Source organism: Acetobacter sp. DsW_54 (genome assembly GCF_002153575.1).
Lineage (GTDB): Bacteria > Pseudomonadota > Alphaproteobacteria > Acetobacterales > Acetobacteraceae > Acetobacter > Acetobacter fabarum.
In genome coordinates, this window is sequence record NZ_JOPD01000012.1 from 108400 (window position 1) to 135074 (window position 26675).

Consider the following 26675-nt stretch of genomic DNA (forward strand, 5'->3'; position numbering starts at 1 on the left):
GATTTCAAAATGTGTTGAAAGTCAACATTCCTTCATCACAAGGAAAACCCGCCAAAAATTGCGGATACGCAAAGACTACAGGGCAAACGACAAAACCCGATACCCAGCAGATACACTAATTTTGATCCCGTAAGCATCTTTACACCCGCGATAATTCAGGGCAACCGATACAGTTCCATTACAAAACAGTGTCTCTGTAAGGTTGGCTGAATGACTGCGCCCCCCTCCCCGTTTTCCAACGTCGTACCCACTGGCGCAGTCAAACCCGCACACAAGCGCCCATGTGGGCACAAAACTGGACCAGCACCCGCAGACTTGCCGGGCAGGAACGGCACAGCAGACGCCCCCATGAGCACATTGCTGATACAGCAGGCCAAGCGGTTTTTTGCCCGCACCTGCCTGTATGGCTCCATGCACTGGCGTTTACCTGCCACGCTTGGCGTGCCAGCCCTTGCCATGGCCGCCACGCCCACTTGGGCAGCCGATGCAAACAGCACCACCACACAGACCCAAAGTGAGCAGGAGGCAAAACCGCAGTGGTACACTGGCTCCCTTGTCTCCCCCTCCGGGGCCATGACCAAAAAAGGCATGATCGCGTGGGAACCGTACATGACCTACAGCCAGCCGGTTGGGCAGTTTAACAGCAATGGTGTGAGCCAGCCCATGCACCCAAGGCAAAAGGCCGTTAGTAATTTTACGCTGTATAAATACGCAATTACGGATGCGATCAGTATCCAGCTGACCCCCGTTATCGAGTATCGCTGGAAAAAAGGTGACAACACCAGCAGCGGTTTAAAGTTTGGTGACCTGCCGGTGGACCTGATGTGGCGTTATGTGGATGCAGACCCCAAACGCTACATACCCGCCCTGAGCGTTTTTGCAGGCATGGCCATGCCTACGGGGGATTATAACAGGCTGGGCCGCGTGCAGGATGGTGTGGGCGCTGGCACCTACACTTTTCGTCTGGCGTTAACAGAACAATCCACCTACACCCTGCCCGGCCAGCATGAGCTACGGTTGCGGGTATGGAGCACCTTCCGGCGTGCGGTCACAACCGCACACCTGCATGACGTAACCAGCTATGGCACATCAGCAGGTTTTAAAGGCCGGGCACAGCCGGGCATGTATGGCGAGAGTGGTTTTTCGCTCGAATTCGGCATTAACCAGAAGTGGGTTCTGGCCCTTGATCTGGCGCGGGACTGGTCCAACGGCTCCCATTTACGGGGCACAACCGCCACAGGCAAAAAGGTTGATACCATAGCCCAGTCCTCCGGTGACTGGCAGATTGCTCCTGCCATTGAGTATAACTGGTCCCCCCGCTTTGGGGTTATTGCAGGTATGTCCACTTACTTTGCCGGCCACAACACGGGTTTGGACGTATCACCCCAGGTTGCGTTTAACAGTGTCTTCTAACACCTAATGCAAAAAACAGAACGGCGGAAAGAGAACTTTCCGCCGCCTGCATAAAACACCTGTATATTCTACGTCTTTTACAAAGACGGATCAGGCCCCTTAACAATGGATGCCAGATCATCCGGGCGGATCCACTGGCGGAATGCGGCCTGCACATCTGCGCCGGTTGCATTGTAGTAGGCCAGTGCCCCGCGGTCCGCATTATCCAGCGGCAGACCCAGATCGGTCAGATGCAGGTACTGCGCTGCAATCCGGTCCAGACTGGCGCGGGCCAGAGGAATACTCCGCAGAAGTGACGCCTTGGCCAGAGCCAGTTCATCATCCGAAGGAGGGGCCGACTGCATGGCCTTGATGTCCCGCACCGCAGCGGCCTGTGCCTTGCCGACCTTATCGGGGTCTGCGCCGTAATTGACCGTGTACAGGCCACGGGTACGCCCCCACTCGAACGCGCTCCCCACTGTGTAAACATACCCGGTTTTAACACGCAGGTCCCGGTACAGGCGGGAGGAGAACAGACCGCCCCCCAGCACCTCATTCCCCAACTGGAGCATAAAGTGGTCGGGCTGAGCCGCAGTCAGGCCCAGTGTTTCGGCCAGAACCACTTCGTCCTGCACACTGCTCTTATCTGGCACCTGTGCGTGGGATGCCTTGCTTAGGGGCACGGCTGGCAGGTCAATATCGGGTGCGGGGCCATCGGCTTTCCAGCCCCCGAACGCCTGTTCCAGCACAGCCTGTGCTTTTTCCGGGGTTACATCCCCGGTCACAACAATGGTTGTTCTGTCTGGCCGCCAGACTTTTTTGTAATAGGTCTGCACGTCATCACGCGTCACACTCATGATGGATTGCGGTGTGGCTTCGCGCAAAGTGGGGTCTTTGGGCGGCAGCACAGCCATTTTTATGGCCCGGTTGAACAGATGGTCAGGCGAGAGCAGTTCCCCTGCCTGTGCCTGTGCCGTCTGCTGGCGCACAACCTGAAAATCCTTGTCTGCAAAAGCCGGGTGCAGCTCATTATCAGCCAGCAGGGCAACACCTTTTGCAAAATCGGGTGTCAGAACCTGAAGGGAGAAGCTGCTCCCCGCACTTTCCCATGCAGGAATATCGTCCAGCGCTTTCTGGAAAGCCAGCCGGTCATACTGCGTGGTCCCGTAGGAGAACAGGGCTTCGGTAACGTCATTCACTCCATCCTGCCCTGCGGGCTGCTGGAGGGAGGGTGTCTGCCGGACCTGCCCGCTGAGCTGAATGGTATGGCTGACATGGGCCGGCCAGACGATCAGCTTGATCCCGTTGGACAGGGTGCTCACATAAGGCTGGGGTGTGGGTTCAGGCTTGTCCAGCTTGAGCAGGGCTTTTTCTGCCCAATCCGGCAATTTGACCGGCTTATCGGGGGAAGACGCAAAGGACTCAGCCCCGCCAAACCCTTTGCCCGACACAGGATTACCCGAACTTTCCGGCGTGAGTACGGCAGAAACCGCATGGGCCGGGTTAAGCAGGGTGGCAGCCAGTTTGTTCACCGCCTCTGGCGTTACAGCCTGATACGCGGCAACCAGATCCCCCGGTGCGTCCAGCCCCTGAAAAGCCAGCGCCGTGGACCAGGTGGAGGCCAGCCCGCTGACCGAATTGGCAGCAAACTGCATTTGGGCAATCTCGCGCCGTTTGGCGGCTTCCACCAGATCAGCCGGAACGCCATTCTTGCGAATAGCCTCCAGCACACCCCGCATATCCGCCATGGCTTTTGCCGCATCCCCCCCTTTGGGGAACGCTGCCAGAGCAAGCCCAAACCCTGCTTCCTTTTTGGGGGCGTATTCAAACCCGGCAAACAGCGCCTTGCCCTGTGGCACAAGGTCGTACAGTGCCCCACGCTGGCTGGCCAGCACATCGGACAGAATATCCGCCGTAGCATAATCCGCAGCGGAAGAACCCGGCATGGGGAAGGCAAGTGTTGCAAACCCTATGGGGTAATCCGTTGCCAGCGTAAGCGTTTTGGCCGGTGGTGGCACGGGAGAAACCTTGTGCCGTGCAGGTAATGTTTTACGTGGAACACCGCCAAACGCATCTTCTACCTGTTGCAGGGCGGTAACCGGGTTTACATCCCCCACAATAACCAGAATGGCATTGTTGGGCGCGTACCATTTTTCGTAAAATGCGCGCAGGTCAGCGGCTTTTGTTTTATCAAACGACGGGCGCGTGCCCAGCGCATCATGCTCGTACGGTGTGCCCGCGAACAAAATGGCCTGCAGCTGTTCAAGGTAACGGTAGGCGGGGCTGGACAGGTCGCGCGAGACTTCCTGCTCAATAGCACCCCGCTCCTTGTTCCAGTCTGCTTCGGACAGGGTCAGCCCGTTCATGCGCAGGGCTTCAATCCTGAGCAGCACCGGCAGGTCACGTGCCTGAGCAGTGTAAAAATACTGGGTAACGTCCTCGGTCGTGTCTGCATTATAGCTGCCACCAAGGCGTGTACCCACGGCCGCGAGCTGGTCCTTGTCCAGCCCCTTGCTGCCACGGAACATCATATGTTCCAGCGCATGCGCCGTACCGGGAAAACCCTTTGGCACCTCTGCCGATCCAACCAGATAGTTGATTTCCGTTGTGACCACCGGTGCCAGCTTGTTGGGCACGATCACAACCCGCAAGCCATTGGGCAGGGTTGCCCGCACGACCTGCGCACTGCTGAGCGAAGGCGGCACCAGTTCCGATGGCATGGAAGGCGCTGCCGCCTGCGCAAAGGCACCAACGGGCGAGAGCGCACTGCCACACAGGGCCAGCCCGGCAACAAGTGCGGCACCCCGCGCGCGGGAGATGGTCATTTTACGGAAAATCATGAAAAATCCTGTGTCCTGTGGAAAACGGCAAAGGAAAAATGCCTAGTACCCCATGGCAGGCAAAGGCAGTTTTTTGGCGAGAGCAGACAGCTTGTGCCGCCGCAGCTCGGAGCGGGCTTTGGCATCCTCGGTCATGTAATTGAGCTGAATGGTATAGCGCGACCCCACAAACTTCTTGTGCCCGTGCCATGTTGTCGGCCCGTTGGGGAAGATGAGCAGTGTGCCATCCACAGGCTGCACTTCCTTTGCGTAGTCCTCAATATCATGCGGGCCACGCAACAGGCGCAGGCAACCTTCCTGCTTTTCCCAATGCGGGCCTGTAGGGTTCAGGTAAAGCAGAATGGTTACGCGCTTGGCCAAAGAGTCCGTGTGGATGCGGCCATCCTTTTCCCGCGTGCGGCCACGAATGGTCAGCATGGAAGGTGCTGTATCCAGGTCAAGGTTCAGCTTTTGGGCAATGATCCGGCGCAGTTCCGGGCCTTCCATCTCGCGCACCAGTGCCTGCACCAGCGGGGCAAGCTTAAGTGATTGTGGAGGGAAAGACCCACCCGAATGAATGGCAGGCAGACTGGCGAATAGTCTGGGCAAGTCATCCTGACGAATAAAGTGCGGCACCATAATATGTGTAAATGGCTCTGCGCAGACAGGAGCCTGCGTTAGTGCCGCATAATCGGGCCGGATGGTGGATTCTGACGTGGTCATACCCTGTTGTCCGCAAAAGTGAACCTGTTAACCGCCGAAACGGTAGAAGGGTTGCGCGGCATAAACAAGAGCCAGCCGTTACGAGCGCCGTTTACTGCGGCCCTTTCCGGGTTTTGGCTCATACCCCCCGCCACCCGGCCCCAAGGGACGCGGGACCTGCCCTTTGCCAGCGCCCTTGCGCCCGGCCCCGGCCCCGGCCCCGGCCCCGGCCCCGGCCCCGGCCCCGGCCTTTGGGGCCGGAGGGGGCGGCACGTCCAGCCCGAGTTGCAAGGCTTCCAGCCTTTTAATTTCATCACGCAGGCGGCCTGCTGTTTCAAACTCCAGCTCGGCTGCGGCATCGCGCATCCGCTTTTCCAGCCCGGCAATGGTGGCACTCAGATCCTGCCCCACAAACTCGGCCACCCCGCTATCTTCATCCGGGGCGACGGTCACGTAATCCTGTTCGAACACGGAGCCTACAATATCCCCAATATGCTTGCGCACACTCTGGGGTGTAATGCCGTGCTCTGCGTTCCACGCCATCTGCTTTTCCCTGCGGCGCGCGGTTTCTTCCACCGCGTAGGTCAGGGAGTCGGTCATTTTATCGGCATACAGCAGCACGCGCCCATCCACGTTACGCGCAGCACGGCCTATGGTCTGGATGAGCGATGTGCGCGAGCGCAAAAAGCCTTCTTTATCCGCATCCAGAATGGCCACAAGCGCACATTCGGGAATATCCAGCCCTTCGCGCAGAAGGTTAATGCCGATCAGCACATCAAACGCGCCCATACGCAGGTCACGGATAATTTCGATCCGCTCCAGCGTATCCACATCGGAATGAAGGTAACGCACCCGAATACCGGCTTCGTTCATGTAATCGGTCAGGTCTTCGGCCATGCGCTTGGTCAGGGTGGTTACCAGCACGCGGCTGCCCTTGGCTATGGTCTCGCGGCACTCGGCCAGCAGGTCGTCCACCTGATGTTCCACAGGGCGGATCACCGTTACAGGGTCGATCAGGCCCGTGGGGCGAATAACCTGCTCTGCAAACACACCGCCTGTGCGCTCCATTTCCCACGGGCCGGGTGTGGCGCTGACAAAAATGGTCTGGGGGCGGAACTTGTCCCACTCCGCAAAATTAAGCGGCCGGTTATCCAGACAGGACGGAAGCCGAAACCCGAAGTCTGACAAAATGGATTTACGGGCAAAGTCTCCACGCTCCATGCCGCCAATCTGGGGCACGGTCACGTGGCTTTCATCCACAATCAGCAAGGCATCTTCTGGCAGGTATTCAAACAGGGTTGGCGGGGGATCGCCCGGTTTGCGCCCGGAGAGGTAGCGTGAGTAATTCTCAATTCCCTTGCACACACCTGTTGTTTCCAGCATTTCCAGATCAAACGTAGTGCGCTGGTCCAGTCTTTCGGCCTCCAGCAGTTTACCTGCATGGGTAAACTCATCCAGCCGGGTGCGCAGTTCGTGCTTTATGCCTTTTATGGCCTGATTAAGCGTGGGCCGTGGCGTAACGTAATGGCTGTTGGCGTAAATGGTAATTTCCTGCAAATCAGCCGTTTTATCACCTGTCAGCGGGTCAAACTCTATAATGCCGTCCACTTCATCGCCAAAAAGGGAGACGCGCCAGGCCCTGTCTTCGTTCTGGACAGGGAAAATATCCACACTTTCCCCCCGCACACGGAACGCCCCGCGCGCAAAGGCTGCATCGTTCCGGCGGTATTGCAGTTCCACCAGACTTTTGATCAGCTTGTCGCGGTCAATCTCGCCCCCCAACTCCAGCTTGACCACCATGCGGGAGTAAGTCTCGACCGAGCCAATACCGTAAATGCACGAGACAGAGGCAACAATAATCACATCATTACGCTCAAGCAGCGCCTGCGTGGCGGCATGCCGCATACGGTCAATCTGCTCGTTAATCTGGCTGTCTTTTTCAATATATGTATCAGAACGCGGCACATAGGCTTCGGGCTGATAGTAGTCGTAATAGCTGACAAAATACTCCACGGCATTGTTGGGGAAGAACTGCTTCATCTCCCCATAAAGCTGCGCGGCCAGTGTTTTGTTGGGTGCCAGAATAAGGGTGGGCTTCTGGGTGGCCTCGATCACCTTAGCCATACTGAAGGTTTTACCCGAGCCGGTAACCCCGAGCAGAACCTGATCGCGCTCCTGCCCTTCCACCCCCGCGACAAGCTCCTTGATCGCCTGTGGCTGGTCTCCTGCCGGTTCATATTCGGAGACAACCTCCATCCGGCGCAAACGCGGGCGGGCGGGCTGTTGCTCCGGCACAAACGTAACAGGCGGCAGGCTTGCTGCCCGCTCGCTCAGAGAAGCCCGTTTTTTGCCACGCGCGGGCGGCGCGGCGGAAGAAGATGAAGCACCCATGCCCACAAGATGGGCAACTCTGCTCCCCTATGCAAGAGAGCAGCGGCAACGACCCCGCACAATTCCACAATCCCCCATGCAGGAGAGGGAGAGATGCCCCCTCCCCTGCATGGCAGCACCTGTACCCCCACCATAGGCAAGGACACAGGTCCGGTTTTATGAGCGGGCGGGAGGTGCCATAAATTCCGGCCCCACAGGGTCGGTAATAGCTTTGTCCAGAATGGCATCAATGGCGGCCATATCGTCCTTGCTGAGTGTCCAGCCAAAGGCATCCTGCACGCCGGTAATCTGCTCGGGCTTTCTGGCCCCCCACAGGGCAATGGTTGGGCCCCGGTCCAGCACCCAGCGAATAGCCAGAGCCAGCAGGCTTTTGCCGTGCTGCTCGGCAATGGTTTTAAGCCCTTCCACCGCGTTCAGATACTGTGCGAAGCGAGGCGGCTGGAACTTGGGGTCCACCTTACGCAGGTCATCCCCCGTAAACACGTGATCTGCTGCCATTTTACCCGACAACAGCCCCCGGCAGAGCGGACCATAGGCCAGAACAACCAGATTATTGCTTACGGCATAAGGAAGAATGTCTTTTTCAATCTCCCGTTCAAACAGATTATAAGGTGGCTGAATAGCCGCAACCGGTGCGAACTTCCTGAACTCATCCATTTGTTCGGGGGAGAAATTACTTAGCCCGAGGGCGCGAACCTTGCCGCTCTGCACACTTTTTTCCAGTGCACGCGCGGTTTCCTCAAACGGGGTTTTGGGGTCCGGCCAGTGCACCTGATAAAGATCAATATGGTCTGTGCGCAACCGTTTGAGCGATGCGTCCAGTTCCTCTTCAATCCGTGCTTTTCTGCTATCGCGGAATACGTGGCCATCCTGCCAGTCCAAGCCTACCTTGGTTGCCAGCACCACCCGGTCACGCCGCCCTTCCAGCGCCTTGCCCAGAATCTCCTCCGAATGACCAAACCCATAGACCGGTGCGGTATCAATCAGGTTTATGCCAACATCGAGTGCTTTATCTATTGTTTTTGCGGCATTGGCATCATCAGGGCCGCCCCACATAAAGCCACCCATGGCCCATGTACCCAGGGCAATACGCGAGGCCGGTTTGGGAATACCTTCAATTTTTATAAATTCCGCCGTCACGTTTACTCTCCTTGACTATGTTCTGCACCAACAGGCCTGTTACGGCACCATTGCCACACCTTACCCATTAAACACCGCATCTGAATAGAGATGCAGTGTTTTGCAGCAAAGATGGGTTGACCTGCATGCACACCCCCCTACACTACAGGGCCATGAACGCTCCCCCCCTACCCGTATTACCCCGCGTTGGCGTGCTGGCCATTGTGCGCCGTGGCTGTAATTTTCTGCTTGTCCGGCGGGCCAATGCGCCCGATGCAGGCTTATGGGGCTTTCCCGGTGGCAAGGTGGAAGGAGGAGAGACCTTTTTCCGCGCTGCGGAACGGGAGCTTATGGAAGAAACTTCCTTACAGGCCCATGCAACATCTTTGGTGGATGTGTTTGATAGCTTGCATTATGCGCCCGATGGCACACTGGCTTTTCATTACCTTATTCTTGCCGTGCTCTGCACCGAACCACAACCAGCCCTGACCACCCCCATTGCGGGGGATGATGCACGGGAAGTAAGGTGGTTCAGTTACGAGGAAATCGCCCAGCTTGGCCCAAAAGCCAGCGCACGCCTGCACACACTTGCAAAAACTATCATGCAGGCACAGCCATGATCGTGAAAAACCAGTATTCAGAGTAACGCGCACTGCATACACTCTGCACCAGACATCTGCTTTTGAACGCAAGGCTTTTCAACACCGCATGGAATATGCGGAAAATATTCGGGAAAAACCTGAAAAGCCCTTAAATCCAGTTGCTTTTTTTAATCCGACCCATACCCACACACAACCCGGCAAGCACAACCAGTGCAAACACTGCCCCCATAACAGCCATGGAAACAGGCAGGCCGGGGATCAGATATGTAGGGGCATCACACGGTTTGGATGGCACCAGCGGCATGGAAGCCCAGCGCTCAGCCAGTGTACGCCCTACAACATGGGCCGCATGGCAGGCAGGGAATGGGCTTGGCCACCACTTCCACTCAACGCCCGCATGGCAGATTGCAAGACCTTCCGCCGCTAGCAGAACAGGCACGCATGCCCACAAAGCACCGCGCCCCATGCGGGCAGGCAATACAGGGGCTACAACCCCCAGAACAATCAACACCCGCCAGGGCCAGCGTTCCCACAGACACAGCTCACACGGCATAATTCCAAGCCTATGCTGCGTCCACCAGGCAACGCCAAGTGCGGCAAAACCGGCCAGAATCATAAAAAGCGCAACCGTGCTCAGCCGCATGGTTTTTTTCATGCTGTTCTTACCTCAGACATCGCCGCAATAAACGACCGCGCCCAGCTGGCCGCCGTAACACGCCATACTTCCGCCCGCAGGCGCTCCCAGCGCACCCGGCGCTCGGAGCCGGATAGACTTAACGCCTTATGCAGGGCTGCTGCAATTTCATCCGAATCATGCGGGTTGACCAGCAGGGCATCTTCCATATCTGCCGCAGCCCCGGCAAAACGGGACAAAATGAGCGTGCCGGGGTTCTCGGGGATCTGGGCTGCCACATACTCCTTGGCCACAAGGTTCATCCCGTCACGCAGGGGGGTTACAAGTGCCGCACTGGAAAGCTGGAAGAAAGCCGCCAGCAGCTCCCGCGGGAGCGGGTGAGTCAGGTAGCGCACGGGGGTCCAGTCAAACGCGCCGTATGTGCCGTTAATATGCCCCACAATCTGGTCCAGTTCGGCCCGCAGGCTCTGGTATTCCGGCACGCTCCCGCGTGAAACCGGCGTGATCTGGAGATACGTAACCTTACCCCTGTATTCAGGGTAGCGTTTAAGGAATGTATCGTACCCGCGCAGTCGCTCCGGCAGACCTTTGGAATAATCCATGCGGTCCACACCAATAATCAGCGGTAGACCGCGCAGGTCCTGGCGCAGGCGCTGCACCTGTGGCAGGCTCTGCCCCTCATGCGCACAGGCTGCAAAACTGTCCGGATCAATGCCAATGGGGAACACCCGCGCCTTGGCAGGAATACCCAGAACCGCAAAGGCCTCATTCATATTCCGCGCGTCATCTTCGGTCTGCACGCCAATCACATCATAGGCACGCAGGTCGCGCATCAGGGCCGGGGCCTCTGGCAAAGAGCGCATCAGGCTCCATGGCGGAAAAGGGATATGCAGAAAAAAGCCGATCCGCGCTTTGACTTTTAAATCACGCAGGGCCTTGCCAAGCGGGAACAGGTGGTAATCATGCACCCAGACCATGTCATCGGGTTTAAGCATGGGGGCCAGTCTGGTCGCGAACAGGGTGTTCACACTGGCGTAAATCTGCTGGTCATGCCGGCTATAGTTCATGAGCCCGGCCCGGTAATGGCACAGCGGCCAAAGAATACCGTTGGAATACCCCTGATAAAACCCGTTATATTCCTTATGGGTCAGCCCTATGGTGGCGTAGGTTACGTTGCCTACCGTGTCCACGCTGAGTGTTCTGTCCGCGCCGTCTCCGCCTATCTGCTGGCCGGACCACCCGAACCACAGACAGGGGTGGTCCTGAACAGCAGCCCTAAGTGCCACAGCCAGACCACCTGCTGGCTGTTTACGGTCACGTACTGCTGGTACCCTGTTGGAAACAATGACCAGCCTCTGCATGCTTACCCCCTTCCAGCAACAAGGGACGCCAGCCAGGCCCTGAACACCGCAGGTGTTGGAAAATCTGCTGGAATACGGAAGAAGGCACCGCCCATACGGTGGACTGCGGCCATGCCGTCCTCATCCGTTACGTCGTCCCCCACAAAAACAGGTTTACGCCCCGCAAAGGGTGCGGTTTCCATCAGCAGGGAAACCGCATAGCCTTTATCCACCCCGGTCGGGCGGATTTCCCATGCCATTTTTGCTGGCTGGAGCGTAAAGGCCCCATCAGATTCCCTGACCCAACGCTCGGCTGTCTGGCGCAATATTTCTGCTTTTTCGGGCGCTGCACGGTAATGCAGCACAAAACCACCCTGCTTATGCTCCAGCCGAGTACCCGGCAGGGTCGCCAGCAGGTCGGATGCCTGCACAAGCCAGCGCTGCGGCATGCTCGGCAGCACCGCGCGCTCAATGGGACCACCGGGGCGATGGCGGATGGCCACGCCATGTTCCCCTGCAACCGCAAATGGAACATCACCCAAAAACTGGTCAATCTGGTCAATCGGGCGGCCAGAAATAATCGCCAGTGCGTCCCCACAGGCCGCACGCAGGCGGCCCAGGGTTTCCCGCAAATCGGGGGGAACCACCACGGCTTCGGGCGTTGGGGCTATGTCCACCAGAGTACCATCAAAATCCAGCAGAAAAGCTGTCTGGCTCAAAGGGGGAATTTTAAAACGGCTATCCTGCGCAAAGGAGGAACCAAACACAACGCACCTCTTGATTGTCTGTTTGCAGCGCTGGGCAAAACCCGCATGCCGTGTGTTGCGCTACGCAATAAATATGATTTTAACCCGCAGCCTTACCCTTAATAGGCCCCATCGCTATCCGGCTGGAACGGGTTGGCATTATCCGGCGCGGCAGGGCGCGGGGCAGCAGGTGGCGCCACAAGGCCCGGCGGAGTTGGCTGGACCGGCAGGGTTTGCGAGCCCTGGCCCATGCCGGCACCCTCATCAACCGGGGCGGCCTCTGGCAGGGGTGGGGGGGCTACGGGTTTGGGCAAGGCGGGCAGGAAGGGAGCCATGTCATCCCCGGCACACTTGACCATCCGCACATCATAAACCGAACTTTCCAGCACCCCGAGCCCGGGCTCGGCGGCCAGCATCCAGCCCTTAAAGGTAGCCCCTCCGGGGTGTGTATCCTGTATTTCCAGCCAGGCGGCGGCATCGGGTGCCCGGGTTGGCGGGCGCTGGAGGCAGCGGCGGGCCAGAATATCCAGATTTTTGTAATGTATGGCCTCGCCCCCAACCGGCACGGACAAGACCTCCACATGGGCGTCCAACCGGTCCAGCACGCGCACAACTGCCGTCCCCTTACCCTGCCATGTGCCAGCCGGGTAAACCGCCGGGGGAGCAAGTGGCGTACCCGTGGCACAGGCTACACCACCATATCCAGCCAGCCCAAGCAGACCCGCGGCCAGCGTACGGGCACACCGCCCACGGAGTAGCAACATCATGCGCCTGCCACCTTGGGAGAGGAAAGAGAGGTAACAAGCTCTGCCAGACGCTCACGCATAACCTGTTCACTTACCCCCATGAGCACCGCATCCTCAAACGCGTCGGCCAGCACCTGCTGCACTTCCTGCCAGTTTTCTTCCAGCATGCGCAGTTTTTCCTGGCACGTAACGGGTTGCCCGTCTTCTTGCGGCCATATGCGCAACGCCGTCATTGTGTCCGCCTTAATCATGTTCGTCTTGCTAAACCGTTTTTATGTCTGTTTCAGGGCAGATTTGCGCCATTGCCCTCATTCTGCCCGGCTGCGGCATCCTTGTTGGCGCGGGTCAGCGTGTCGGTCACAGAGAAAATAAACTTGCTCAGGAGCTGTTCCAGACTGATCGAACCCTGTGTCTGGCTGATGGTGCCACCTGCGGGCAGGGTTTTGTCATCGCCACCGGGGGAGAGGGCAATGTATTTGCCACCAAGCAGGCTGTCGCTGGTAATAATAGCCGCTGTATCAGCCGAGAGATGAATGTCCGGGCGCACGGTAAAAACCACATGCGCCTTGAAGGTCTGCGGGTTTACGCTTTCGCTCTGCACGGTGCCAACCGTTACCCCGGCCAGCCGCACGTCCGAGCCAACACTCAACCCGTCTACGTGCGAGAAGTCGGCCCCAAGCTGGTAGCCAACCGTATCTGTCTTGCGGCCTTCGCCGACCACTGCTGCGGCCAGCATGCCTGCCAGAACCACCAGCACGGCTGCGCCAGTCAGAAGCTCCGCCAGACTGCGCCGTGATTTTTCCGCCATTGCCGATGCCATGAACTACGTACACTCCCTGATAAGACAAACCACTCTAACAGGGAATGTGCCGCAAATCACGCCTTGGGAACACTCTCGGGTGTCCATGCCTCATAATCACCGGTTGCGGGCGGGTGCTGGCCCGTTGCGTACAGGCTGCCCTGTGGGTGATAGGCCTGTGCAGTGCCGGTCATGTTGGCCTGATGGGGCAGTTGCCAAGGCTTGCGCTCTGCCTCGGCAATCGGGGCATCAAGCGTGTGGTGCAGCCAGCCCCACCATTCCGGCGGCACGGCGGAGGCATCCTCCCCTTTCAGGTAGATAACCCAGCGCTCGGGGCGCTCCGTGCCCCCACCCTTGCGGGCCGGGCCGGTGGATTCGTAATAACAGCGGCCATCGGCATCCTTGCCAAACAGCCGACCCTTCCGGCGCGTATGCAGCCATGTTCCGAAATTTGCCATGGAAGCGATGATAGGACTCCGCGCACCCCGCGGTCCATGTTTTATCGCAAACTCCCCGATCAACCGCGCGCGAGCGGGAGGATGCAAAAGTTATCCCCCATATCCTCATTTTGCAGGGTGATAACGGGGTGCCGGACGTGTTTTGTCGGGTTACGCGGTGTGTGTGCGCAGCGGTAACATGCCATCCATGACAACAGCCAGACGCCATTGGAACGGTGTGCTGATGAGCACACTGGACGCCGCAGCAGACCCGGACGCACCGCTCCGCTCCGTAACGCTGCCCGCAGAGTGGGATGTGGATGCCGCGTCCGCACTTGCCCAGCTTATGCCGGGCGACGGCCCGCTTGACCTGCCTACTCTTGCGTCACGCTGGATTACGGCCCTTGCGCTGGACGAGGCCTCTGCCCGCTCACTGGTATGGCTGCTGCTAACGCGCCAGGCCGCACCGGTGGAAGCCGTGTGGCACTGCGCGTTCGACCGCCCTGCGGGCTTTGTGGTCAACCTGGCAGCCTTTGTCTCCCCCGGGGAAGGGTTTGCCGCGCGCACCTTTGTTGCCGCACTCAAGCTGATCTGCGCGGTACTGCGCCAGACGGCACTCAACATGGCCGACCAGCGCAATGGCGACCTGCTACTGCCCGACCTGTTTGTGCCCACCCCCTCCGCTGGCACAGATGCCCCACCCATGCAGGCCGCCACTGCGGGAGACATCCTGCTGACCAACATGGATGCCTGCCTTGCCGGTGTTGGTCTGGATTATGATAGCGAAGATGGCCGTGCCGCCGCCTGTGCCATTACCGCACTGGCCACACTGACTGCCCATGCAGGACGCGGCCCGGAGTCCCTGCCCCTGCCGCCCGTACGCACCGTACTACCCGGGCTAGGCGAGACCCTGCGCGCGGTCTGGAACGAAGCCGCGGTAGAAACCGATGCCCCTCTGGCCCCGATCGAAACAGGGTTTTCCACCCCCAACCCCGTAGATGGCCTGCTTGGTGTGGAAGCATGCGGTCTGGCCCCTGTTTTTTCCATGCTCCGGCCCGATGGACGGCTGGCCAACAGCACCCGGCAACGACTGGACATACGCGGCTTTACGGTAGAAACCGCACTGGCCGCAGCCCTTGCGGGCGAGACTGTGCTGCCCCAGCCCGGCCCCAAGGCGCATCTGGCCATGTACCGCGCACTGACCGGCTTTGCGGACCGCATGCCCGCACGCCCAGAAACCCTGCCCACCCCCGTAAAGCTCCGGCTCGAGCGGGGCATGCGGCGGATTCTGCCCGCACGGCATGGCGGCTTTACGCAAAAAACCACCATTGGCGGGCACCGCCTGTTCATGCGCACAGGGGAGTATGAAGACGGCACACTGGGTGAGCTGTCCCTGACCCCCACGCGGGAAAGTGGTATGGTGCGCGGGCTGATGGAAAGCTTTGGGGATGCCGTAAGCATTGGCCTGCAATACGGCGCGCCGCTGGAAGCCTATGTGGAAAACTTTGCCTATTCCTGCTTTGGTCCGGCTGGCACGGTAGAGGGTGACCCGGTTGCCTCCTACGCCACTTCCATGCTGGACTATGCCTTCAGGGCCCTGTCCGACACCTATCTGGACAGGCGCCTGCCCGACGGCCCCCATCAGGACAGCACGTCCGAACCGGACCCGCTGCTCCCGCTGGACCTGCCGGATGGAGATGATACGCAACCCACACGCCCACGGCGCAACCTGCGCCTGGTCTGCTAGGTCCCGGTTTTTTACAAGGAACGGAACACAACGCCATGAGCACTCCCCAATCCCGTCTGGCCGAACTGGGTATTGACCTGCCCACACCCGCAGCCCCCGTGGCCAATTATGTTGCCTGTGTGCAAACAGGCTCGCTCCTTGTGGTTTCAGGCCAGTTGCCGTTGCACAATGGTAAGCTGTTCGCCACCGGCAAGCTGGGGGACGCCGTGAGTGTGGAAACAGCGGTGGAAGCCGCGCGTTACAGCATGATCAACGTGATCGCACAGGTTAAAGCGGCTGTGGGTGACCTCTCCCGCGTCAAGCGTGTAGTGCGTCTGGGCGGCTTTATTGCCTGCACGCCAGATTTTACAGCCCATGCTTCCGTCATGAACGGGGCGTCTGATCTGGCTGTGGCCGTCTTTGGGGATGCCGGACGCCACGCCCGCTCCACCGTTGGCGTACCCTCCCTGCCGCTGGATGCCCCGGTGGAAGTGGAAGGCCTGTTCGAGATCGCCTGACCAAGCGGAAAAAAACTCATGGCTGACTGGTCCGTTACCCTGCACAACAGCATTCACGACATTCCCGCTGCGGAATGGGCGCAATGCGCAGGGCCGGATAACCCTTTTGTCAGTCATGCGTTTTTAAGCGCACTGGAAGACAGCGGCTCCACCGGCCAACAAAGCGGGTGGGTGCCACGGCATGTGTGCCTGCATAGCCCCGATGGGCAACTGGCCGCTGTCTGCCCCGCCTACCTTAAAGGCCATTCATGGGGCGAATACGTCTTTGACCAGGGCTGGGCCCGCGCGTTTGAAGCCGCGGGGGGCCGCTACTACCCCAAGCTCCAGATTGCCATCCCTTTTACCCCCGTACCCGGCCCCCGAGTGCTCCTCCACCCCGATGCCCCACCGCAGACCACGGCCGTTATGGCTGATGCCCTGCGCCAGATCTGTGCGGATACGGGCCTGTCCTCCGCCCATGTGACCTTCTGCACCGAAGCGGAAAGTACGGCCCTGCACCAGCAGGGCTGGCTGCCCCGCCTTGGCCTGCAATACCACTGGCACAACAGAGGCTACGCAACGTTTGACGATTTTCTGGCCACGCTCTCCGCCCGCAAGCGCAAGAGCATCAAACGCGAACGGCGCGATGCCAACGCTGCGGGACTGACGTTTGAAACCCTGCAAGGCGCCAGCATAACGCAGGCGGACTGGCAGGCGTTTTACCAGTTCTACCGCAATACGATCGACCGCAAATGGGGCAGCGCTTACCTGAGTGCCGAGTTCTTCCCGCTTATGGCACAACGGCTGGGCGAGCGGGTTGTGCTTATGCTGGCGCGCAACGGTTCAACCCCCGTGGCCGCGGCCCTGAATCTGATGGGCACCCATACGCTCTATGGCCGCAACTGGGGGTGCGAAGGCAACTGGCCCTTCCTGCATTTTGAACTCTGCTATTACCGCGCCATAGATTTTGCCATTGCCCACGGCCTGCAACGGGTCGAAGCCGGCGCGCAGGGGGAGCACAAAATCCAGCGTGGCTACGAGCCAACCCTCACCCACTCCGCCCACTGGCTGCAAAGCCCCGGCCTGCGCAATGCGGTGGACCGTTTTTTGCAGGCCGAACGCCCCGCCATACTGGCAGAAGCACAGGCCCTGAGCACATTAACCCCCTACAGGCAGGACCTCCCGCCCCAGAACCCCTAGCCCCCCAGGCCCTTCCCGGCCCCTTGGCAAAGTGGGCGGGCAAGGGTTGCAAACATTGTCGGCAGGCGTTTTTTTGCGTATGCCCGCCTGACCTTTTTCCCACCTGTTTACGCGACCGGACCGGCACAGAACTGATGAGCAGCACATCCCACACCCTCCCCCCCGAACATCAGGCCAGCCTGATTGATGGCAAGGCTTTTGCCGCAACCGTGCGCCAGCAGATCCGTGAGGATGTTCTGGCCTTCCACGACCAGCACGGCGTAACCCCCGGACTGGCCGTTATTCTGGTGGGCAACGACCCGGCGAGCGAGGTGTACGTTAAAAACAAGGCGATCCAGACACACCATGCCGGCATGCGCTCCTTTATGCACATGCTGCCCGAAACCACGTCCGAGGCCGAACTGCTGACCCTGATCGGGCGGCTGAACAACGACCCGGAAATTCATGGCATTCTGGTGCAGCTCCCCCTGCCCAACGGGCTGGATGCACGCCGCATTACCAACGCCATTCTGCCTGAAAAGGATGTGGATGGTCTGGGCGAGGTCAATGCAGGCCGTCTGGCCGTAAACCTGCCCGGCATTGTGCCCTGCACCCCGCTGGGCTGCCTGATGCTGCTGCGCGACCAGCTGGGGGACATGAAGGGCCAGCACGCCGTGGTTATTGGCGCGTCCAACCTTGTGGGCAAACCCATGGCGCTGCTGCTGCTGGCAGAAGGCTGCACGGTCACCATCGCCCATATTCACACGCGCGATACCGCAGCCCTTGCCCGCGAGGCGGATATTCTGGTTGTGGCAACCGGCTGCCGCGAGCTGGTGCGGGGCGACTGGATCAAACCCGGGGCCACGGTTATTGACGTGGGCATTACCCGCACCCAGACTGCAACCGGTAAAAGCCGCCTTGTGGGGGATGTGGCATTTGACGAGGCCGTAAAGGTTGCCGGGCGCATTACACCCGTACCGGGGGGTGTTGGCCCCATGACCATTGCCTGCCTGCTCAAAAACACACTCACCGCGGCCCAGATGCAGATCGAGGGAAAAACCGAATGAGCCTGAACCGCCTGTGCGTTGAACTGATCCCCCGCTCCGCCGAATCTCTGGAACAGGACGTAAAAACCGTTCAGACGGTTTTTCCCGCAGCGGATACGCTCAATGTGCCCGACCTCATGCGCTTTCCCCTGCGCAGCTGGGATGCCGCAGCCCAGCTGCGCCCGGTCTTCCCCCGTGTTATTCCACATATCCGCGCCATAGACATTGCCCCCCACGCCCCCCTGCCCGGAGCCGAGCAGGACGGGCTGGAGGAAATTCTGGTCGTGCACGGGGACCCTCCGGCCGACCTGTCCATGCGCACATACCCCAACAGCACGGAAAGCATTATCCGCCGCTACCGCAAGGAAGCGCCGCACCTGAATGTTTATGCCGCGTTCGACCCCTACCGCCGCGCACCGTGGAAGGAACTGGAGGACGTAGCCCGCAAAAAGGAAGCCGGAGCCTGCGGTTTTTTCACCCAGCCGGTCTTTGACTACAAACTGTTCGACCTGTGCCGCGAATGGTTGCAGGGCGAAAACGTGTTCTGGGGTCTGTCCCCCGTTATTGGCCCGCGTTCACGCTCATACTGGGAAACCACAAACCACATTGTGTTCCCCAAGGATTTTTCCACAACGCTTGAATCCAACATAGCCTTTGCCCAGACTGTCCTGCGTGAACTTGGGCAGGACAAGGGATCGGCCTACCTTATGCCCGTACGCGTTAAACTCGAACACTACCTGCCTGCCCTGCTTGATGCGGTGGCCTGAACAGGCGCACTGTTCCCAACAAGCGTTTAACATGTGTGGTGCCGGGCAGGCCGCTAGTAGCAACGGGGTAGGCATGGCGTTTTATCTTCTCTCCTTTCATGGCGCTCTGGTTGGCTTTACCGGCCAGCGCCTGCACCCGCTCTGCCCCACAATGGGCACAAGCCGCACAACCGCCCCTGTTGCGCTGGACATGCAGCACAACACGCTTACCCCCGGCGGAGCCTTTGTGCGCGCCCAGCCACTGGGTACGGCGGCCCACACGCGCCCTCTGGTCGCACTCAGGGCTGGCAATGCGTATCTTTCCAGCCGCAGCCCTACCCAGTTTGATGTTGTTCCCCTGTGCGCCACATGGGAGCATTTTCTGCTCATCCCCCCCGAAAATGCTGACCTGCTCCGCACCCTGCTGCGCAGCACCTGGCATGATGGCCAGACCTTTGTGGGGCAACCCACCTGCACCGGCCATGAACTGCGGCTTGGCCCGCACACATGGCCCGTGGAGCAGCTACAGGCCGAAATCCGGGCCGACACACTCACCCTGTGGACCCATGCGGCCCCCCGGCGGGTCACACTCCGAGTATGCCCGTCCCGCGCTCTGGAAAACCTGATCGAAAACGTGACCGAGCTGCTGGAGATCGGGGCCTTCCGCCACGCACTCAGCCCATGGGCCACGGTGGACGACGTGCGCGAACAGGTGCTTAAACTCAGCATTACCCCTTCGGCCATTGCTCCGTGTATTGGTCTGGCCCAGCTCTGCTGCCAGTTCGGGCAGGGGGAACTGGGCGCGCAATTTGCCGCCTATGCGCAGTCTTTTGCCCAGATAGCCGATCTGGTGTGGTTGCAGGCCCTTATAGCCCTGCGCCTGCACGACCATGACCGCGCGGCAGACCTGCTGGCCCTCGCCCTGCGTGAGCGCTACCCCAGACATGATTTTTCGGACACACTCCCCGCACTCCTGACCCGCCTGCGGCAAGGTGAGGATGCGCTGCTCCTGATCCCCGACATGCTGTACGAGCACGACCTGCCCAGTTTTGACGAGCGGTTTGATACCCTGCTGGTGCCCATGCGGCTGGCCGCCAGCAATGGCCCGGACATCCGCCAGATCTACGCCATGCTGTTCGAAAACGCCTACCAGCGGCTCAACACCACCAAAGACCTACGCCTGCTGGAAACAGAAGCCCGCCTGAACGGCCTGAGCTGGTGGACAGAAACCGCCATGGGCCACACAAGCTGGCTGGCCGGGCTTATGGCCGAGGCCGATGCCCACTATGCCATTGCCCGCCGTCTGGCCTTGCAGGAAGGGGCCATGCCAGCGCCGGACAATACTGGTATTTTTTCCTGGCTGGGGGCGCAGGAATGCCGCCAGCTTGCCAGCCGTGCCGTGCCCGACCGCACGGGTGTTTCCCGCTGGGAGTGGCAGTTTGGCACGGCGGAAGTCCCCCCTGCCCTGTGTCTGGTCTTTGCGTGCGACAGTGCACACTTCCACCTTTTGCCCGGCCTTATCCTGTCCCTGCTTCAGGCATACCGGCAGGATCGTTCCTTCGGGCCTGTGCAGCTTTGCATTGGCGTTGCCAACCCCAATGCCGAGCAGCTGGCTTTTTTACGCACCATTGCCGACTGGCTGGAACTCTACGCCACCAGCCTGCGCCTGAGCTTTGGCCACGGCCCCGCAGCCGAGCAGGACACAGCCCTTGAACCCGCCTTGCGTTACTTAATCCTGCCCGACATTGTGGCCCACTTCCGCTGCCCTGTGCTCACGGGGGATTGTGCCGGGTATTTTCCCGCCAATACGGCCACATTGCTGCGCACGCTCAAAAACACGGCCTCTTACGGGTTTGATCTGCCCCTGTTCGACCAGAATGGTCGCCAGCACAGCGGCACACCGTGGAGCATTGGCACGGACACCGCCTATTTTGGCGAACCCGAACGCCTGCCAGCCATTGCGGCGTTCATGAACGATTACCTGAACACTGTTTATACACCCCGCAGCAGGGCCCATACCGCCATGGACCGCTGCGCGCTAGCGCAAATGCTGCGCCACTTCATTCTGCCCCGGTGGAACGAGCTATCCATCCGGTTCCTGAACAAAGGGCCGGATATTCTGGTCATGCCGGCTGGGAGCGTTGCCACCAGCACAGTGCTGGTTTCGCAGGCGGATGTCCTGCATGATCTGGCGGTGCACACGCCCCGCAGACCCGCAAAACTCCCCCCGCCAAACGCCTGAGTGGCCAGCCCGCAACACGCGGGCCAGCCATACACAGGGGGTTAATGTTTGCTGCTACCGTACAGGGCAGTCAGGCTGGCCGAAGCCAACTGGTGGTGGTGCACCATAAACCCGACCAGAGCAGGGCTTGCATCTGCTGTTACGTCCAGCGTGGCCACATCCAGCGCATAAACCGTAAACACGTACCGGTGCACCCGCCCTGCTGGCGGTGCGGCCCCGCCATAACCGGGCACGCCAAAGTCCGTGCGGACCTGCAAAGCCCCATCGGGCAGGCCAGCTTTGCCCGAGCCCGCTCCCTGAGGCAGGGATGTTACGGTTGGGGGCACATTCACTACAACCCAGTGCCACCAGCCCGAGCCTGTGGGGGCATCGGGGTCATAGACCGTAACCACAAAGCTTTTGGTCCCCTGCGGCGCGCCATGCCACTGCAAGGCGGGGGAGAGGTTCTGCCCGCTCTGGCCCATACCATTGTAGACCTGAGCCTGAGGCAGAACATCCCCATTGGCAAAAGCCGGACTTGTCAGAACAAATGCCATGCCGGTAGCTCCCTCTTACCAGTTCTTGCTGATCAGCCAGAACTCTTCGGATGTCAGGGTCACGCGTTCACCGGAGTCGGCGGCTGCACTGGCCAGTGCTTCAATCCGTTCAATCATGACCACCTTACGAACATGGGTTTCGGATGTTTCGGCACTGGTTTTAAGAACACCAAGCGAAACACCGGAAGCCTTGGCCACACGGGCAGCATCAAGCAGAGCATAGGACATGCTGGAACGTCTCCTTAAATCATAAACTGTGCGCCAGACTGGGAATGTTCTGGCGGCGTAGGGTAGAATCTGGCCCTGTGCAGCCATCAGCGCAAGCCCTTGCCTGGTGGAGGCTGCCCTCCCTTTCCCTCTGGCATTGCGCTGCCCTATTGCGTAAACCCGGCACACCATGAGCAACCGCACCGAAGATTTTGACTTCCACCTCCCCGAATCCCTGATCGCGCAGGAGCCTGCCCGCCCGCGTGAATCCGCACGCCTGCTGGATGCAACAGTCCCGCACACGCTGGTTGACCGCCATGTGCGCGACCTGCCCACCCTGCTGCGCAGGGGCGACCTGCTGGTGGCCAACAATACCGCGGTTATTCGGGCCCAGCTGCATGCCCTGCGGGGGGAGGCCAGAATTGGCATTACCCTCGACCAGATCCGCCCCGATGGCACATGGCATGTTCTGGTGCGCAACGCCCGCAGGCTCAGGGTGGGGGATACGCTTACCTTCGCCCACTCGGACCAGACAGCGCAGGTCGTAGCTCTGGAACCCGGCGGGGGTGCCAACCTGCGCTTTTCATGCGAGGGCGATGCGTTTGACACGTTCTTGCAAACTGCGGGGGCGCTGGCACTCCCGCCCTACATCCACCGCCCCAATGGCCCCACGGCGCAGGACAGCAAGGACTACGCCACCATTTTTGAGCGTTACAAAGGGGCTGTGGCGGCACCCACTGCCGGGCTGCACTTTACGCCAGACCTGCTGGACGCAGTGGACGCCACAGGGGCCGAGCGCTGCACCTTAACGCTACACGTAGGGGCAGGCACATTCCTGCCCGTGCGCGCGGATGATATTGCCCGCCACCACATGCATTCCGAACACGGGGTCATCACCCCCCAGACTGCCGAGCGCATTAACGCAACACGGGCGGCAGGGGGACGCATTATTGCCATTGGCACCACAACCCTGCGCCTTTTGGAAAGTGCGGCTGACGAGCACGGTATTGTGCACCCCTTTGCAGGGGAGACGGCCATTTTCATTCGCCCCGGCTACCGCTTCCGGGCGGTGGATGTGCTGATGACCAACTTCCACCTGCCACGCTCCACCCTGTTCATGCTGGTCTGTGCCTTTGCGGGGCAGGAGCGTGCAAAGGCGGTTTATGCCCATGCGCTGAACACCGGCTACCGTTTTTATTCCTACGGCGATGCCTGCCTGCTTGAATGCGCAAGCAGCATCCATGCCCGCTAACCCCCTACCTCCGTTCCACCCAGCAAGGACCACCCGATGAGCCGTTTCCACTGGACGTGTGAAAGCACCGATGGCGCAGCCCGCGCAGGCATGCTGCATACAGCCCACGGCCCCGTGGCTACCCCCACCTTTATGCCCGTAGGCACGGTGGGCACGGTCAAGGCCATGACCATGGATGCCGTGCGCTCCACCGGTGCGGGCATTGTGCTGGGCAATACCTACCACCTTATGCTCCGCCCCGGCGCGGCACGGGTGCGGGCACTTGGGGGGCTGCACCGCTTTATGGACTGGTCCGGCCCGATCCTGACCGATTCGGGGGGCTTTCAGGTCATGTCGCTCGGAGCGCTGCGGCGGCTGGACCAGGATGGCGTCACCTTCCGCTCGCATATTGATGGGTCCGAACACCGGCTGACACCAGAAAGTTCGACCGGCATCCAGCATGATCTGGATGCCACCATTACCATGTGTTTTGATGAATGCCCGGCCCTGCCAGCACCACCCGAGGCCATTGCCGCATCCATGCGCCTGTCCATGCGCTGGGCTGCCCGCTCGCGCGAAGCCTATGTGCAGCGCACGGGTTATGGCCAGTTTGGCATTGTGCAAGGCGGCACGGAAACCGACCTGCGCGCTGAAAGCGTAAAAGCCCTGACCGATATCGGGTTTGAAGGCTACGCCATTGGTGGCCTTGCCGTGGGCGAGGGGCAGGAGCTCATGTTTGCAACGCTGGACACCACAACCCCGCTTATGCCGCAGGACAAGCCACGCTACCTTATGGGGGTTGGCACGCCAGACGACCTGCTGGGCAGCGTGCAGCGCGGGGTGGACATGTTTGACTGCGTTATGCCCACCCGCGCAGGCCGCACCGCGCGTGCTTACACAGAGCGGGGCACACTCAACCTGCGCAACGCCCGCCACGCCACGGATGCCCGCCCCATTTCCCCCCATTGTGACTGTCTGGCCTGTACGCGCCACAGCCGCGCCTATCTGCACCACCTGTTCCGCGCGAACGAAATTTTAGGCCCCATGCTGCTGACATGGCATAATATTGCCTATTACCAGCGGCTCATGCGCCAGATCCGTCAGGCGATCATGGACAAAAATCTGGAGGCCACAGCCGCACGCATGCGCAGCGAATGGGCAGCACAGGACTGGACGGAAGATGAAATGCCACAACCCCACATTCCGCCCATTCCCTAAAGCACGCATCCCCCTGACCGTACTCTCCGAACCAGCCTTTTACGCATGACAGAGGCCACACCTTCCGCCCCAGCTCCCCAGACCAGCACCATGCATCCGGGCAGCCGCCTGAGTGCGCGCATCCGGGACAAGGCGCTGGAACTGGGGTTTGACGCCATTGGCTTCTGCCCGGCCACACTGGGGCCGGAGGTGCGTGTGCGCCTGCAGGATTTTCTGGCAAACGGATACCACGGTGAAATGGGCTGGCTGGCCGACCGTACGGAGCAGCGCAGCCAGCCCACGGCCCTGTGGCCCGAAGCCCGCACGGTTATTGCCCTTGGCCTGTCCTACGCCCCGGAGGGCGATGCGCTGGCCACCCTGCAAAACCCCGACTGTGGCAATATTTCCGTCTATGCCCGCCACCGGGATTACCACGATGTACTCAAGGGCATGCTCAAACATCTGGCCCAGTTTGTTGTGCGCGAGGGCAGGCTGGCCCATCCGGCCACACCGGAGGTCAAGGTCTTTGTGGATACCGCCCCCGTGGCCGAAAAACCTCTGGCGCACAAGGCGGGGCTGGGGTGGCAGGGCAAGCATACCAATCTTGTCTCCCGCCAGCACGGGAGCTGGCTGTTTCTGGGCGAAATCTACACAACGCTCGACCTGCCTGCCTCCCCCCCTTCCGGCGGGGGATGCGGCAGTTGCACCCGCTGCCTGAACGCCTGCCCCACACAGGCTTTTCCCGCCCCTTACCAGATGGATGCACGGCGGTGCATTTCCTACCTGACCATAGAGCACGCAGGCCCCATACCCTTGCCCCTACGCCCCCTGATGGGCACCCATATTTACGGATGTGATGACTGCCTTGCCGTGTGCCCGTGGAACAGGTTTGCCAAAATGGCCAGTAATATCAAACTCCAGCCCAGAGCAGACCTGATAGCCCCGGACCTTGCCACCCTGAGCCAACTTGACGATGCGGCGTTCAGAACCCTGTTTTCAGGCTCACCCATCAAGCGGATCGGGCGCAACCGCTTTATCCGCAATGTGCTGGTTGCCATGGGTAATTCCGGCAGGGCACACCTGTTACCCCATGCCCGCGCCCTGACCACAGACCCCGACCCGGTTGTGCGCGACGCCGCAGACTGGGCCATGACTCAGCTTGAAAGCCCCACGGCATGAGCAGACATTTGCGCAAACGCAGCCTGATACTGGCCGGGCATGACACAAGTGTAGCACTGGAGCCCGCCTTCTGGGCCGTGCTGGAACGCATGATTGCCCACCAGAATGTCACGCTGGTCCAGCTGGTAACACAGGTGGATGCAACCCGTGTGCCCGACCAGTCCCTTGCTTCCGCCCTGCGGGTCCATGCTGTGGAATGGCTGCAACAGCACATACAGAGCCAGAGCTTAAAAGAACCACTCTAACCCACGCACTACCCGCACACAGGCACGGAGCCCCCTGCGCGACTAGCCAGCCAGACGGCCCTCCACGGTGGTCACGCACTGCCCGCCCACGTCCACCGCACCATCTGCGCCAACGCGCACAAAAATACGGCCCGCGCGCCCAACACAGCCCCCCTGCGTGGCCAGATACCCCCCCTGCCCAGACGACAGAAGACCCCGCACATGGCGGAACACAGCCACGCTGCCATTGCCGCTACCACAGACCGGGTCCTCGTTCACACCTTGCGACGGAGCAAAGGAGCGCACCTCAATATCCACCCCGTCAGGGTCATGGGCTGCAAAAACACTGATCCCGATTGCGCCAAGGCGCTGCTCAAAAACCTGCGAACGCCCAAAATCCGGCCGAAGTGCCAGAAGCTGCTCCACACTGCTCACGCGCGCTACAATCCAGACCGGGCCGACATCCACCATCATCGGTGGGGCCGTATGGTCCACGGGCACGCCCAGAATAGCTTCCAGTTCCGCTCTATCGGCTGCATCCAGCGTAACGTGCCGGGCGGGCGGCAAAGCAAAAGACAGGGAGCGATCCTCCCCACTGCCATTAACGTGCAGCGTCACAAGGCCAACCCCGCATTCCTGCACCAGTTGCCCCTGCCTTGGCACGGCGCGCCCTGCCTCCAGCGCAGCGTGCGCACTGCCCAGTGTGGGGTGGCCTGCAAACGGCAGCTCGTTCCGGGGGGTAAAAATACGCAGCTGGTAATCTGCCTTATCGCTTTGTGCGGGGAGCAGAAACGTGGTTTCCGAGAGGTTTGTCCAACTGGCAATGGCCTGCATGGCCTGTGTATCCAGCCCCTGCGCATCCAGCACGACGGCAACCGGATTGCCCGCAAACGGCACTTTTGTAAAAACATCCACAACTTTGTAAGTACGTTGCATGA

Annotated in this window: 26 protein-coding genes; 12 read left to right on the plus strand and 14 right to left on the minus strand. The window is 60.3% G+C overall.

Annotation, left to right across the window (positions count from 1 at the left end):
• Nucleotides 1-456 precede the first annotated feature (456 nt).
• Nucleotides 457-1413, plus strand: a complete 957-nt coding sequence (locus HK20_RS06885) for a transporter (RefSeq protein ID WP_233129119.1) — start codon at nt 457-459, stop codon at nt 1411-1413.
• Nucleotides 1414-1490: 77 nt separating this feature from the next.
• On the opposite strand, the gene HK20_RS06890 is transcribed toward HK20_RS06885, so the two are convergent.
• The 4 genes from HK20_RS06890 to HK20_RS06905 form a co-directional block, all read right to left on the minus strand.
• Nucleotides 1491-4232 carry a pitrilysin family protein gene (locus HK20_RS06890; RefSeq protein WP_086646346.1) on the minus strand — a complete coding sequence of 914 codons (2742 nt, stop codon included), beginning with the start codon at nt 4230-4232 and terminating at the stop codon, nt 1491-1493.
• A 42-nt stretch (nt 4233-4274) separates the two neighbouring features.
• A complete protein-coding gene (locus tag HK20_RS06895) occupies nt 4275-4934 on the minus strand; it encodes a 2OG-Fe(II) oxygenase (RefSeq protein ID WP_086646347.1) in 660 nt (219 codons plus the stop codon).
• Nucleotides 4935-5012: 78 nt separating this feature from the next.
• Nucleotides 5013-7304 carry an excinuclease ABC subunit UvrB gene (gene uvrB / locus HK20_RS06900; protein WP_198943889.1) on the minus strand — a complete coding sequence of 764 codons (2292 nt, stop codon included), beginning with the start codon at nt 7302-7304 and terminating at the stop codon, nt 5013-5015.
• 156 nt (nt 7305-7460) lie between these two features.
• Nucleotides 7461-8444: an aldo/keto reductase gene (locus tag HK20_RS06905; RefSeq protein ID WP_086646348.1), complete on the minus strand. Its 984-nt coding sequence runs from the start codon at nt 8442-8444 to the stop codon at nt 7461-7463.
• Nucleotides 8445-8560: 116 nt separating this feature from the next.
• Here HK20_RS06905 and HK20_RS06910 point away from each other — a divergent pair, with 116 nt between their 5' ends.
• The gene (locus HK20_RS06910) at nt 8561-9043 is read left to right on the plus strand and encodes an NUDIX hydrolase (protein ID WP_369823039.1); all 483 of its coding nucleotides are present in this window, start codon (nt 8561-8563) and stop codon (nt 9041-9043) included.
• A 130-nt stretch (nt 9044-9173) separates the two neighbouring features.
• Here the strand turns inward: HK20_RS06910 and HK20_RS06915 are convergent, their stop codons facing one another.
• The 7 genes from HK20_RS06915 to HK20_RS06945 all read right to left on the minus strand — a co-directional run bounded on the left by HK20_RS06915 (nt 9174) and on the right by HK20_RS06945 (nt 13748).
• A complete protein-coding gene (locus HK20_RS06915; RefSeq protein WP_233129113.1) occupies nt 9174-9680 on the minus strand; it encodes a disulfide bond formation protein B in 507 nt (168 codons plus the stop codon).
• Entirely contained in the window at nt 9677-11020 is a 1344-nt protein-coding gene (locus HK20_RS06920) for a trehalose-6-phosphate synthase (protein ID WP_086646350.1), read from the minus strand. The genes HK20_RS06915 and HK20_RS06920 overlap by 4 nt, the downstream gene beginning before the upstream one ends.
• Nucleotides 11021-11022: 2 nt before the next feature.
• Nucleotides 11023-11766 (minus strand): trehalose-phosphatase, encoded by a 744-nt coding sequence (gene otsB / locus HK20_RS06925; protein WP_086646351.1) that lies wholly within the window; start codon nt 11764-11766, stop codon nt 11023-11025.
• 98 nt (nt 11767-11864) lie between these two features.
• Nucleotides 11865-12512 (minus strand): DUF2155 domain-containing protein, encoded by a 648-nt coding sequence (locus tag HK20_RS06930; protein WP_233129114.1) that lies wholly within the window; start codon nt 12510-12512, stop codon nt 11865-11867.
• The gene (locus HK20_RS06935; protein ID WP_086646408.1) at nt 12509-12724 is read right to left on the minus strand and encodes a hypothetical protein; all 216 of its coding nucleotides are present in this window, start codon (nt 12722-12724) and stop codon (nt 12509-12511) included. The genes HK20_RS06930 and HK20_RS06935 overlap by 4 nt, the downstream gene beginning before the upstream one ends.
• A 50-nt stretch (nt 12725-12774) precedes the next feature.
• Nucleotides 12775-13311, minus strand: coding sequence for an outer membrane lipid asymmetry maintenance protein MlaD (gene mlaD / locus HK20_RS06940; RefSeq protein WP_086646352.1), 537 nt, complete (start codon nt 13309-13311; stop codon nt 12775-12777).
• Between the two features lie 56 nt (nt 13312-13367).
• Complete coding sequence (locus HK20_RS06945; RefSeq protein WP_086646353.1) at nt 13368-13748, minus strand: NADH:ubiquinone oxidoreductase subunit NDUFA12; 381 nt, start codon at nt 13746-13748, stop codon at nt 13368-13370.
• A gap of 178 nt (nt 13749-13926) precedes the next feature.
• Here HK20_RS06945 and HK20_RS06950 point away from each other — a divergent pair, with 178 nt between their 5' ends.
• The 6 genes from HK20_RS06950 (at nt 13927) to HK20_RS06975 (ending at nt 21163) form a co-directional block, all read left to right on the plus strand.
• Nucleotides 13927-15474, plus strand: a complete 1548-nt coding sequence (locus HK20_RS06950; RefSeq protein ID WP_369823040.1) for a vitamin B12-dependent ribonucleotide reductase — start codon at nt 13927-13929, stop codon at nt 15472-15474.
• Nucleotides 15475-15509: 35 nt separating this feature from the next.
• The gene (locus tag HK20_RS06955; protein ID WP_086646354.1) at nt 15510-15971 is read left to right on the plus strand and encodes a RidA family protein; all 462 of its coding nucleotides are present in this window, start codon (nt 15510-15512) and stop codon (nt 15969-15971) included.
• An 18-nt stretch (nt 15972-15989) separates the two neighbouring features.
• Nucleotides 15990-17150: a GNAT family N-acetyltransferase gene (locus tag HK20_RS06960; protein ID WP_086646355.1), complete on the plus strand. Its 1161-nt coding sequence runs from the start codon at nt 15990-15992 to the stop codon at nt 17148-17150.
• Nucleotides 17151-17284: 134 nt separating this feature from the next.
• Nucleotides 17285-18196: a bifunctional methylenetetrahydrofolate dehydrogenase/methenyltetrahydrofolate cyclohydrolase gene (locus HK20_RS06965; protein ID WP_086646356.1), complete on the plus strand. Its 912-nt coding sequence runs from the start codon at nt 17285-17287 to the stop codon at nt 18194-18196.
• Nucleotides 18193-18942: a methylenetetrahydrofolate reductase gene (locus HK20_RS06970; RefSeq protein WP_086646357.1), complete on the plus strand. Its 750-nt coding sequence runs from the start codon at nt 18193-18195 to the stop codon at nt 18940-18942. The genes HK20_RS06965 and HK20_RS06970 overlap by 4 nt, the downstream gene beginning before the upstream one ends.
• A 73-nt stretch (nt 18943-19015) precedes the next feature.
• Nucleotides 19016-21163 carry a hypothetical protein gene (locus HK20_RS06975; RefSeq protein ID WP_086646358.1) on the plus strand — a complete coding sequence of 716 codons (2148 nt, stop codon included), beginning with the start codon at nt 19016-19018 and terminating at the stop codon, nt 21161-21163.
• Nucleotides 21164-21204: 41 nt separating this feature from the next.
• Here HK20_RS06975 and HK20_RS06980 read toward each other — a convergent pair whose 3' ends face one another.
• The gene (locus tag HK20_RS06980) at nt 21205-21699 is read right to left on the minus strand and encodes a kinase inhibitor (protein WP_086646359.1); all 495 of its coding nucleotides are present in this window, start codon (nt 21697-21699) and stop codon (nt 21205-21207) included.
• A gap of 15 nt (nt 21700-21714) precedes the next feature.
• A complete protein-coding gene (locus tag HK20_RS06985; RefSeq protein ID WP_086646360.1) occupies nt 21715-21927 on the minus strand; it encodes a hypothetical protein in 213 nt (70 codons plus the stop codon).
• A gap of 169 nt (nt 21928-22096) precedes the next feature.
• Between HK20_RS06985 and queA the strand changes: the two genes are divergently transcribed.
• The 4 genes from queA (at nt 22097) to HK20_RS07005 (ending at nt 25758) form a co-directional block, all read left to right on the plus strand.
• Complete coding sequence (gene queA, locus HK20_RS06990) at nt 22097-23158, plus strand: tRNA preQ1(34) S-adenosylmethionine ribosyltransferase-isomerase QueA (protein ID WP_086646361.1); 1062 nt, start codon at nt 22097-22099, stop codon at nt 23156-23158.
• A 36-nt stretch (nt 23159-23194) separates the two neighbouring features.
• A complete protein-coding gene (tgt, locus tag HK20_RS06995; protein WP_086646362.1) occupies nt 23195-24355 on the plus strand; it encodes a tRNA guanosine(34) transglycosylase Tgt in 1161 nt (386 codons plus the stop codon).
• Between the two features lie 90 nt (nt 24356-24445).
• On the plus strand, nt 24446-25513 hold the full coding sequence (gene queG, locus HK20_RS07000; protein ID WP_086646410.1) for a tRNA epoxyqueuosine(34) reductase QueG: 1068 nt from the start codon (nt 24446-24448) through the stop codon (nt 25511-25513).
• Nucleotides 25510-25758 (plus strand): ribbon-helix-helix domain-containing protein, encoded by a 249-nt coding sequence (locus HK20_RS07005; RefSeq protein ID WP_086646363.1) that lies wholly within the window; start codon nt 25510-25512, stop codon nt 25756-25758. Before queG ends, HK20_RS07005 begins: the two co-directional genes overlap by 4 nt.
• 42 nt (nt 25759-25800) lie before the next feature.
• On the opposite strand, the gene HK20_RS07010 is transcribed toward HK20_RS07005, so the two are convergent.
• Nucleotides 25801-26673, minus strand: coding sequence for a PhzF family phenazine biosynthesis protein (locus HK20_RS07010; RefSeq protein ID WP_086646364.1), 873 nt, complete (start codon nt 26671-26673; stop codon nt 25801-25803).
• Nucleotides 26674-26675 lie beyond the last annotated feature (2 nt).